Source organism: Elioraea sp. (assembly GCF_051860475.1).
In the GTDB taxonomy this organism is placed as follows: Bacteria; Pseudomonadota; Alphaproteobacteria; order Acetobacterales; family Acetobacteraceae; genus Elioraea.
In genome coordinates, this window is record NZ_JBHYDW010000156.1 from 1 (window position 1) to 9,707 (window position 9,707).

At 72.8% G+C, this 9,707-nt stretch carries 12 protein-coding genes and 1 pseudogene; 11 read left to right on the forward strand and 2 right to left on the reverse strand.

Annotation, left to right across the window (positions count from 1 at the left end; genetic code table 11):
• Positions 1-165, forward strand: a pseudogene (locus ACTIFU_RS20045) (helix-turn-helix domain-containing protein); the annotation flags it as partial.
• A 46-nt stretch (positions 166-211) separates the two neighbouring features.
• Here the strand turns inward: ACTIFU_RS20045 and ACTIFU_RS20050 are convergent.
• Positions 212-703: a DUF2244 domain-containing protein gene (locus ACTIFU_RS20050; protein ID WP_439580089.1), complete on the reverse strand. Its 492-nt coding sequence runs from the start codon at positions 701-703 to the stop codon at positions 212-214.
• 127 nt (positions 704-830) lie between these two features.
• On the opposite strand from ACTIFU_RS20050, the gene nth reads away from it, so the two are divergent.
• From nth to ACTIFU_RS20085, 7 genes are all read left to right on the forward strand, one after another.
• Complete coding sequence (nth, locus tag ACTIFU_RS20055) at positions 831-1,493, forward strand: endonuclease III (protein WP_439580090.1); 663 nt, start codon at positions 831-833, stop codon at positions 1,491-1,493.
• Between the two features lie 111 nt (positions 1,494-1,604).
• Positions 1,605-2,519 (forward strand): signal peptide peptidase SppA, encoded by a 915-nt coding sequence (sppA, locus tag ACTIFU_RS20060; protein ID WP_439580091.1) that lies wholly within the window; start codon positions 1,605-1,607, stop codon positions 2,517-2,519.
• A 21-nt stretch (positions 2,520-2,540) separates the two neighbouring features.
• Positions 2,541-2,855 carry an integration host factor subunit beta gene (locus tag ACTIFU_RS20065; RefSeq protein ID WP_439580092.1) on the forward strand — a complete coding sequence of 105 codons (315 nt, stop codon included), beginning with the start codon at positions 2,541-2,543 and terminating at the stop codon, positions 2,853-2,855.
• Positions 2,856-2,869: 14 nt separating this feature from the next.
• A complete protein-coding gene (locus tag ACTIFU_RS20070) occupies positions 2,870-3,214 on the forward strand; it encodes a LapA family protein (RefSeq protein WP_439580093.1) in 345 nt (114 codons plus the stop codon).
• A gap of 46 nt (positions 3,215-3,260) precedes the next feature.
• The gene (gene pyrF / locus ACTIFU_RS20075) at positions 3,261-3,977 is read left to right on the forward strand and encodes an orotidine-5'-phosphate decarboxylase (protein ID WP_439580094.1); all 717 of its coding nucleotides are present in this window, start codon (positions 3,261-3,263) and stop codon (positions 3,975-3,977) included.
• Between the two features lie 7 nt (positions 3,978-3,984).
• Positions 3,985-4,623, forward strand: coding sequence for a phosphoribosylanthranilate isomerase (locus ACTIFU_RS20080; RefSeq protein ID WP_439580095.1), 639 nt, complete (start codon positions 3,985-3,987; stop codon positions 4,621-4,623).
• Complete coding sequence (locus ACTIFU_RS20085; RefSeq protein ID WP_439580096.1) at positions 4,623-5,477, forward strand: dienelactone hydrolase family protein; 855 nt, start codon at positions 4,623-4,625, stop codon at positions 5,475-5,477. The genes ACTIFU_RS20080 and ACTIFU_RS20085 overlap by 1 nt, the downstream gene beginning before the upstream one ends.
• A 3-nt stretch (positions 5,478-5,480) precedes the next feature.
• On the opposite strand, the gene ACTIFU_RS20090 is transcribed toward ACTIFU_RS20085, so the two are convergent.
• Entirely contained in the window at positions 5,481-6,857 is a 1,377-nt protein-coding gene (locus ACTIFU_RS20090) for a metallophosphoesterase family protein (RefSeq protein ID WP_439580097.1), read from the reverse strand.
• A gap of 290 nt (positions 6,858-7,147) precedes the next feature.
• On the opposite strand from ACTIFU_RS20090, the gene ACTIFU_RS20095 reads away from it, so the two are divergent.
• From ACTIFU_RS20095 to trpA, 3 genes are all read left to right on the forward strand, one after another.
• Positions 7,148-7,498: a hypothetical protein gene (locus tag ACTIFU_RS20095; protein WP_439580098.1), complete on the forward strand. Its 351-nt coding sequence runs from the start codon at positions 7,148-7,150 to the stop codon at positions 7,496-7,498.
• 103 nt (positions 7,499-7,601) lie between these two features.
• Positions 7,602-8,819: a tryptophan synthase subunit beta gene (gene trpB, locus ACTIFU_RS20100; RefSeq protein WP_439580099.1), complete on the forward strand. Its 1,218-nt coding sequence runs from the start codon at positions 7,602-7,604 to the stop codon at positions 8,817-8,819.
• Positions 8,816-9,652 (forward strand): tryptophan synthase subunit alpha, encoded by an 837-nt coding sequence (gene trpA, locus ACTIFU_RS20105; protein ID WP_439580100.1) that lies wholly within the window; start codon positions 8,816-8,818, stop codon positions 9,650-9,652. The genes trpB and trpA overlap by 4 nt, the downstream gene beginning before the upstream one ends.
• Positions 9,653-9,707: the final 55 nt, after the last annotated feature.

Genomic DNA, 9,707 nt, shown 5'->3' on the forward strand with positions numbered 1-9,707 from the left:
GTCGGCTTCGCCGAGCCCCAGGAGGGCTTCGACGACGAGACCCTGCACCGGCGCGAGACGCTGGAGCTGGTGCGGGCCTACTACCGCATCTCCGATCCGTCGGTGCGCAAGCGGGTGTTCGACCTGATCAAGTCGCTCGCTCCGATCGAGCAGGCGAGCAGCTGATCTGCGGCGGCGCGCGCTGCGGGGGCAGCGCGCGGCCGATGCCGCTTCAGCACGCTGCCGCGTAGGGCGCGCGCCATGACGCGAGTGCGGCGCGCAGCGCGGCTGCGAATTCCGTCTGTTCCTCGGGCGTCAGGAACCGGCCGACGGCAAGCCGCCGCCCGTGCGAGGCGAGCAGCACGCCGGCCGGCCGGCCGTCCTCGTCGTCCACCACGGTGACGCGCAGCCAGCCCGGCGGAAACTCCCACCGCGTCACCGCGCGGCCGCGCCGTCGCGTCACGGTCAGGGCGCGGTCGTCGAGCACGACCTCCTCGGTGGTGCGGCCGCGCCCGTGATGCAGCAGCAGCAGCGCGATCACGATCGCTATCTCGATGCCGACGAAGCCGACCACCGGCCAGGCGCCCATCACCAGAAACAGCCCGGCGATCGCCGCGCCGGAGACGCCGAGCACCGAGGCCGCGATGCACAGCCCGCTGCGATCGAGGCTGCGCTGCGGGCGGAGCGTGGCGGTGAAGACCGGCGGGTCGCCGTCGCGGGTCATGGCGCGAAGATAGGGCCGGTCCGGGCGGCCGGTAAGTCCGGGCATTGCCTGCGACGCGCCACCGCCGCATGAACGCGCGATGCCCGGGCCCGCCCGCAGATATCCCTCCCGTCCGGTCGTCCGGCGCATGCCGGAGGCGGATGTGCGTCCGTTCATCGAGGCGCTGGCGCGCGCGAATCCGGAGCCGCGCTCCGAGCTCGACTACGCCTCGCCGTTCCAGCTGCTGGTCGCGGTGGTGCTGTCGGCGCAGGCGACGGACGCGTCGGTGAACAGGGCGACGCGCGGGCTGTTCGCCGCGGCGCCGACGCCGGCGGCGATGGCGGCGCTGGGCGAGGAGGGGATCGCGCCGTTCATCCGCACGATCGGGTTGTGGCGGGCGAAGGCGAGGGCGGTCGCGGCGCTGTCGCGGCTGCTGGTGGAGCGGCACGGAGGCGAGGTGCCGGCGGAGCGTGCCGCGCTCGAGGCGTTGCCGGGGGTCGGGCGGAAGACGGCGAATGTGGTGCTGAATGTGGCGTTCGGGCAGGACACGATGGCGGTCGACACGCACATCTTCCGGCTCGGCAACCGCACGGGGCTGGCGCCCGGGAAGGATGTGCGCGCGGTGGAGGAGGCGCTGGTGAAGCGGATCCCGCGCGAATATCTGCGCGATGCGCATCACTGGCTGATCCTGCACGGGCGCTATGTGTGCAAGGCGCGCAAGCCGGAATGTTGGCGGTGCGTTGCAGAAAAGTGGTGCAAGTACACGGAGAAGAATCCCGGGGGGCCGCAAGGCCCCCCGGACCTCCCGTGAGGGCGCCGCTCCCCGTGGGCGCGACGCGGGCCCCGACCAACGGGGGGGGCCCCCCGGGGGGGGGGGGGGGGGGGCGCCCCCCCCCCCCCCCCCCCATGGTATTTCTTCCCCATGTCGCTCGAAACCGACCTGCTGATCGACCGCCGCCGCCTCAAGCGCGGCCTCGCCCTCTGGCGCATCGTCGCCGTGCTCGCCGTGCTCGGCGCCATCGCGGTGACGCTGCGCGACACCGGCCCCGCCCGCACCCTGCTCGGCGGCCATGTCGCGCGCCTGTCCGTCACCGGCCTGATCACCGAGAACCGCGAGCGCGACCAGGCGCTGCTCGAGCTCGCCAAGGACGCGCGCGCGCGCGCCCTGATCGTCGCGATCGACAGCCCGGGCGGCACGGTCGCCGGCGGCGAGGCACTCCACCGCGCCCTCGCCGAGGTCGCAAAGTCAAAGCCCGTGGTCGCGGTGATGGGCGGCACCGCCGCCTCGGCCGGCTACATGGTCGCACTGCCGGCCGAACGCATCTTCGCGCGCGAGGCGACCGTGACCGGCTCGATCGGCGTGCTGATGCAGACCACCGAGTTCTCCGGCCTGCTCGAACGGCTCGGCATCCGCGCCGAGGCGATCACCGGCGGCCGGCTCAAGGACCAGCCGAGTCCGTTCCGCCCGCTCACCGAGGACGGCCGCGCGGCCCTCGCCGCAGTGGTGCAGGACCTGCACGCGCAGTTCATCGCCATGGTCTCCAGCGGACGCAGCATGCCCGAACCCGAGGTGCGCGCAATCGCGGACGGACGGGTGCTGACCGGACGCCAGGCGATCGGGGCGAAGCTGGTCGATGCGATCGGCGGCGAGGCCGAGGCGCGCGCCTGGCTGGCGGCCGAGAAGGGCGTGCCGGAGAGCCTGCCGGTGCGCGACGTCACCGGGCGGGGCGAGCGGCAATGGCTTTCGCGGCTCCTGCGCGATGCCCGAAAAGCCGTTTCAGATGAACGACTTAGCCTTGACGGGTTGTTCGCCCTCTGGCACCCTTCCCTGCACTGACGCAGGCAAGGGCCGGGGGGCATGACGCGTTCCGAACTGATCGCCGAGCTGGCGCGGCTGAATCCGCATCTGATGCAACGCGATGTCGAGGCGATCGTGGCGACCGTGTTCGACGAGATCACCGAGGCGCTCGCGCGCGGCGACCGGGTGGAGCTGCGCGGCTTCGGCGCGTTCAGCGTCAAGGGGCGCGAGCCGCGGGTCGGGCGCAACCCGCGCACCGGCGAACCGGTGGAGGTCGGCAGCAAGCGCATGCCGTTCTTCAAGGCGGGCAAGGAGCTCCGCGAGCGCATCAACCGCTCCGGCGCGCGGCCCTCGCTCGTGGCGGCGCAGGGCTGAGGGAGGGAGAGGCGATGCGCCTGGTCTGGATCGTGACCCTGCTCGCGGCCGTGCTGGTGGTCCTGTTCGTGGTCTCGAACACATCTGCGGTGGCGATCGGGCTCTGGCCGTTCGACGCGCGCCTGGTGCTGCCGCTCTCGGTCGCGGTGCTGGCGATCGCGGCGGTCGCGTTCCTGTTCGGCGCCGCGATCACCTGGTTCGCGGGGATGCCGCACCGGGCGAAGGCGCGCCGGCTCGAGCGCTCGGTCGAGGTGCTCCAGGCGGAGGTCGGCACGCTGAAGGACAGCCTCGCCCGCGCCGAGGCTCGTCGCCCGGCCGCGCCGCACACCCCCGCATCGACCGAACTCGCCCTGCGCTGATCACGCGCCTCTGGGTCGCGCGCGCGATCTGGTGTATCGGCGCGCCATGATCCCGCGCCCGGCCACGCCCGCCGCCCGAATCGCCGTCGCCCTCGACACGCCCGACCCCGCGCGCGCCGCGTCCTGGGCGCGCGCGCTCGCCGGCCATGTCGGGGTGGCGAAGGTGGGGCTCGAACTGTTCACCGCCGCCGGAGCGGGGGCGGTCGCGGCGGTGCGCGAGTCCGGCCTGCCGGTGTTCCTGGACGTGAAGCTGCACGACATCCCGAACACGGTCGCGGGCGCGGTGCGCTCGGCCGCGCGGCTCGGCGTGGCGATGCTGACGGTGCACGCCGCGGGCGGGGCGGCGATGATGGAAGCGGCGCGCGAGGCGGCGGACAGCGCCGGCCCGGATCGGCCGATGATCCTCGCCGTGACCGTGCTGACCAGCCTCACCACTTCCGACCTTGCCGCGACCGGGGTTGAGGCTGCTCCGGCCTCGCAGGTGCTGCGGCTCGCACGGCTGGCGATCGCGTCGGGCGCCGACGGGATCGTGTGCAGCCCGCTCGAGGTCGCACCGCTGCGCGCCGCGCTCGGCGCCTCGGTGCCGCTGGTGGTGCCCGGCATCCGCCCCGTCGGCAGCAGGGCGGACGACCAGGCGCGGGTGACGACGCCCGCCGAGGCGGTCGCCGCCGGCGCGGACTGGCTGGTGATCGGCCGGCCGATCACCCGGGCCGCCGACCCTGTGGCGACGTCCGACGCGATCGCCGCCTCGCTCGCGGCGTGATCTGCCCATGCGCGTGAAGATCTGCGGCGTCAACGATCCGGACTCGTTCCGGACCGCCTGCGACGCCGGTGCCGATTTCGTCGGCTTCGTGTTCTATCCGGCCTCGCCGCGCGCGATTTCGCCCGGCACGGCGGCGCGATTGTCCGCGCTGCACACGGGCGGCCCCGCCCGGGTCGGGCTGTTCGTCGATCCAGACGATGCCGAGATCGAAACCGTGCTGCGCGAGGTCCGTCTCGACATGGTGCAACTGCACGGGGACGAGACGCCCGAGCGCATCGCCGCCATCCGCGCGCGGTTCGGCGTGCGGGCGATGAAGGCGGTCGGCATCGCGACCCGGGCGGAGGCCGAGGCCGCGGTCGCGCGCTTCTGGACGGCTGCCGACATGCTGATGTTCGACGCCAAGCCGCCGCCCGGCGCGACGCTGCCCGGCGGCAACGCCGTGCCGATCGACTGGTCGGTGCTGCGCGGGCTCGATGTGCCCGTGCCGTGGCTGCTCGCCGGCGGGCTGACACCCGCGAATGTCGCCGAGGCGATCGCGGTCTCCGGCGCGCCGGGCGTGGATGTCTCCTCCGGCGTGGAGCGACGGCGGGGCGAGAAGGGCCCGGCGCTGATCCGTGCCTTCGTCGCCGCCGCGCGTGGAGCGTGATGGAGAGCGAGCCGCTCGTCGTCTCGCTGCCGCACGCGGGCAGGCTCGCGCTCATCGGAACGCTGCACCGCCCGCCGACGCCTCCGCCCTGGCCGGTGATGCTGTTCGTGCACGGCTCCGGCGGCCTGCTGCGCTGGCACCGCCGCTATGCCGACCTGCTCGGCGCCGAGGGTGTCGCGGTGGCGATGCTGGATCATTTCAGCCCGCGCGGCATTCGCCGAACCGTGACGGACCAGGAACTTCTCTCCTCCGAGACGATGGCGCGGGATGCGCATGCCGCGCTTGCCGTGCTCGCGGGCGATCCGCGCCTCGATGCGGCGCGCGCGGGCGTGATGGGCGTGTCGAAGGGCGGCAGCACGGCGTGGCGGGCGGCGCTGCGCCGCTTCGCCGGGCCGCATCGCTTCGCGCTGCATCTCGGCCTCTATCCCGGCTGCGAGACGCGCTACCACGACATGGCCACCACCGGCGCGCCGATCGTGCTGATCGTCGGGCTGGCCGACAGCTACACCGGCCACGAGCCCTGCTTCGAACTCGGTGCTGCGCTGCGCGCGGGCGGCTCCGAGGTCGAGATGTACGGCCTGCCCGGCGCGATGCATGGCTGGGACTCGGGTGCGGGGCGCTGGTCGCACCCCGCCGGCGTCACCTACACGAATTGCCGCTTCGTCGAGGTCGCGCCGGGGCGGTGGCGCGAACTCTCCTCCGGCACGGAGTGGGACGCGCACGACCTCGAGGCGCGGCGGCGCGCGGTGGCGGGATGCCGCTGCCTTGGCGTCGCCGGCGGCGGCTGTCCGGAGAGTCGCGCGCGGTCCGATGCGATCCTGCGGGCAGAAGTGCGGCGCCACCTGCTCGGCTGAGCATCAGACCATCACCGCCGAGACCGTCCGCATCGTGCCCGCGAAGGGCTCGTCCTGCGGGTCGCCGCCATGCCCGACGATCCAGCGCGGCGGCCAGGGCAGGCGCTCCGCGCCCCAGGCCGAGGCGCCGGCGAGCGACGACCAGACCCCGCGCGCCGCGTCGCGCCAGAGCACGCCGCCCGGGCCCATGCCGGCATGAACAAGCATCTCGATATCGAAATGTTGTCCCGGCACGACGGTCGGGCCGAGCCACAGATGCGGGCTGCGGCCCGGCTCCGGGCGCATGAAGACGGTCAGCCGCTGCGTCGCGCCGCGCAGGCCGATCCAGAGCGCCGGCAGCGCCGACGGCTCGCGCGCCGCGAACAGCGTCTGCGGCGCGGCCGTGCGCTCGGGCGCCGCGATGCCCGAGAACCGCAGCGCGAGCGTCCGTTCCGCCGATGCCGGCCCGGCCGCCAGCGCAGGCTGGTCGCCGGGCGCGAGCCGGGTCCATCGGTCGGCGGCCGGGAGCGCGACCGGCCACGTCAGCGTCTCGCGCACCTGCCCGTCGCTGTCGATCACCTGGTAGCGCAGCCCCTGATCGTCGAGCGCGGCCTGCACGAGATGCAGATACTCCACACCCTCCGGCATCCGATGCGCGGTGCCGGCGCCGGCGCTGGTGATCTGGAGCACCCCGCGGTGGACCTGCACATCGAAGGCGAGGATGTGGCTGCACAGATACGCCAGCACGCCGGCCTCCACGAGGATGGTCCAGAACGGCTCGGCGTGCTCGGGCCCGATCTGACGCTGGTACGCCCCCGCGAATCCGTTCACCGGGAACACCGGGTGGTGGCCGATCACGAGCTTGTGCCGGGCGTCGTCATGCGCGGCGAGCGTCCGGCGCAGCCAGTCGGTCTCGACATGGCCCTCGCCGCCGAGGCCGGACCACAGCGTGTGCACGACCACCATCACGAGATCGCCGCGCCGCACGACGTAGGCGAGTCCCTCCTGCCCGGGCGGGCCGTTGCGCGGCATCGCCAGCACCTCGCGGAACACCGCCTCGCTCATCCGGTCATGGGCGGTGTGGTTGCCGGTGCTGTGGAAGATCGGCGTGGCGGCGCGGTCGAGCCAGGCCATCTCGTGGTCGAGGAAGTGGCGCCACTGCCGGCGCAGCGTGTCGGGATCGCCGCTCAGCCCGATGATCTCGTCGCCGGGAAACAGGATGAACTCGGGGGCGGGGCGAAGGCGCCGCAGCGTGGCGTTGACGCGCGCGAAGGTCTGTTCGTGCGGCGCGCCGGGAACGCCCGAGCAGGCATCGCCGTAGAGCACGAACCGGTGCCCGCGACCGCGCGCCAGCACGGCCGGGATCGGCGCGTCGGGTGCGGCGGACCACGCGGTCGTCATGGCCCATCTTGTCGTCCGTTTCCGGTCGGGAGACCAGCGACCGGCGCACCCGGGTGCGGTGGCGCGGCGTGTCCGCCGTGCTTCTCGTCACGCCTCGATCCCCGATCAGAAATCTGTCAGAAATATCCGCAACACAGTTTTTACATCGGTTTGACGGATATGTTCCATCTGAAGTGCACGTTGGTCACGGGCGCGGGAACGGCGCATTTGAAGGGCATCCAACGCGGCCATGCCGTCGAACTCCTGACAGCGGCGCTGCGCTGATCCACACCACCCGAAAGGACCGTGCCATGACCAAGACCACTCTCGCGCTTCTCTCCGCCCTCGCGATCGGCGGTGTCACCCTGCCCGCGCACGCCGTCGAGCCAGCGGCCGGCGGGATCGCCACGCATGCCAGCGAGGGCGTGCCGGGCCCCGCGTCCAACCCGAGCTTCGGCGGCGGCTGGGTCGGTCAGGTGACCGGCGAGGCCGGCGGCAGCTTCGACGCGCGCTACGCGGCGCCGATCTATGCTGGCGGCCAGCCTGTCACCGTGACCGGCGAGGCGGGCGGCAGCTTCTCGCGCGACCTCGCGGTGCGGCTGGGCGTGCAGGACAACGCCCAGAACGTGCTTGCGGCGCTGATCGCGGCCGCGCGCGGCTGACCCAGGCCGCGGCGCCCCCGCCCGGACTGGGCGGGGGCGCTGCCCCCTAGGCCCTGCTCCCGCCTTCCGCTAAGAGGCCGTCTTTCGGACGGGAGGCCGCCTCTTGACCAAGCCATTGCCCAATTCCCTGCGCACCGGCCCCGACCATCGGGGCCATTTCGGCGCGTTCGGCGGACGCTATGTCGCCGAGACGCTGATGCCGCTGATCCTCGAGGTCGAGCGCGCCTTCGAGGAGGCGAAGCGCGACCCCGCGTTCGACGCGGAGTTCCGCCGCCTGCTCACCCATTATGTCGGCCGCCCGTCCCCGCTCTGGTTCGCCGAGCGGCTGACAGCGCAGCTCGGCGGCGCGCAGGTCTGGTTCAAGCGCGACGAGCTCAACCACACCGGCGCGCACAAGATCAACAACTGCATCGGCCAGATCCTGCTGGCCAGGCGCATGGGCAAGACGCGGATCATCGCCGAGACCGGCGCGGGCCAGCACGGTGTCGCCACCGCGACCGTCTGCGCGCTGTTCGGTCTGCCCTGCACGATCTACATGGGCTCGACCGATGTCGCGCGGCAGTCGCCGAACGTGTTCCGCATGAAGCTGCTCGGCGCCGAGGTGAAGCCGGTCACCTCCGGTGCCGCCACGCTGAAGGACGCGATGAACGAGGCGCTGCGCGACTGGGTCGCGAATGTCGCCGACACCTACTACCTGATCGGCACCGTCGCCGGTCCGCACCCCTATCCCGCGATGGTGCGCGACTTCCAGTCGGTGATCGGCATCGAGGCGAAGGCGCAGCTCGCCGAGGCGGTCGGGCGGCTGCCGGATGTCTGCATCGCCGCGATCGGCGGCGGGTCGAACGCCATGGGGCTGTTCCATCCCTTCCTCGATGACACATCCGTGCGTCTGGTCGGCGTGGAGGCCGCCGGGCACGGGCTCGAGTCCGGCCAGCACGCGGCGAGCCTCTCGCGCGGGCGGCCCGGCGTGCTGCACGGCAACCGCACCTATCTGCTGCAGGACGAGCACGGCCAGATCCTGGAGGCGCACTCGATCAGTGCGGGCCTCGACTATCCCGGTGTCGGGCCGGAACATTCCTGGCTGCACGAGCTCGGCCGGGTCGAGTACGTCGCGGTGACCGACACCGAGGCGCTGGAGTCGTTCCAGCTCTGCACGCGCTCCGAGGGGATCATTCCGGCGCTCGAACCGGCGCATGCGCTTGCGCAGGTGACGAAGATGGCGCCGAGCATGGACAAGGACGCGATCATCCTGATGAATCTCTGCGGCCGCGGCGACAAGGACATCTTCACGGTCGCGGAAGCCTTGGGGGTGAAGCTGTGAGCCGCATCGCCGCCCGCTTCGCCGCGCTGAAGCGCGAGGGCCGCGCAGCACTCATTCCCTTCGTCGAGGCCTGTGATCCCGATCGGGCGACGACCGAGGCGCTGCTCGCCGGCTTCCCCGAAGCGGGTGCCGATCTGATCGAGATCGGCATGCCGTTCACGGATCCGATGGCGGACGGGCCGACCGTCCAGCGCGCCGGCCAGCGCGGGCTCAAGGGCGGGGCGACGCTCGGCGTCACGCTCGATCTGGTGCGCGGGTTCCGCGCCAGGGACGCCGACACGCCGATCGTGCTGATGGGCTACTACAACCCGATCCTGTCCTACGGGGTCGAGCGGTTCTGCGCCGATGCGTCTGCCGCCGGCGTGGACGGGCTGATCGTGGTCGACCTGCCGCCCGAGGAGGCCGAGGAACTGGCAGTTCCTGCCGGCACGGCGAAGCTTGACCTGATCCGCCTGGTGGCACCCACCACGCACCCCGAGCGGCTGAAGGTCGTGCTCCAGGATGCGGGCGGCTTCGTCTACTACGTCTCCATCACCGGCATCACCGGCACGCGCACCGCCACCGAGGAGCACCTTTCCGAGGCGATCCCGCGCGTGCGCGCCGCCACGAGCCTTCCGGTCGCGGTCGGGTTCGGCGTGCGCACGCCCGAGCACGCCGCCGCGGTTGCGCGTCATGCGGATGCGGCGGTGGTGGCGTCGGCGCTGATCGACACGATGGCGGCGAATCTCGACGAGGCGGGGACGCTGAAGCCGGGCACGATCGAGACGGTGCTGGACCAGGTGCGGGCTCTCGCCGCCGGCGTGCGCGGCGCGCGTGTCGGCCGGGCCGCGTGATGCGCACTCCGCGCCGTTCAGCGATGGATGCGAGTTTGCCGCGCGCGGAGGTGTG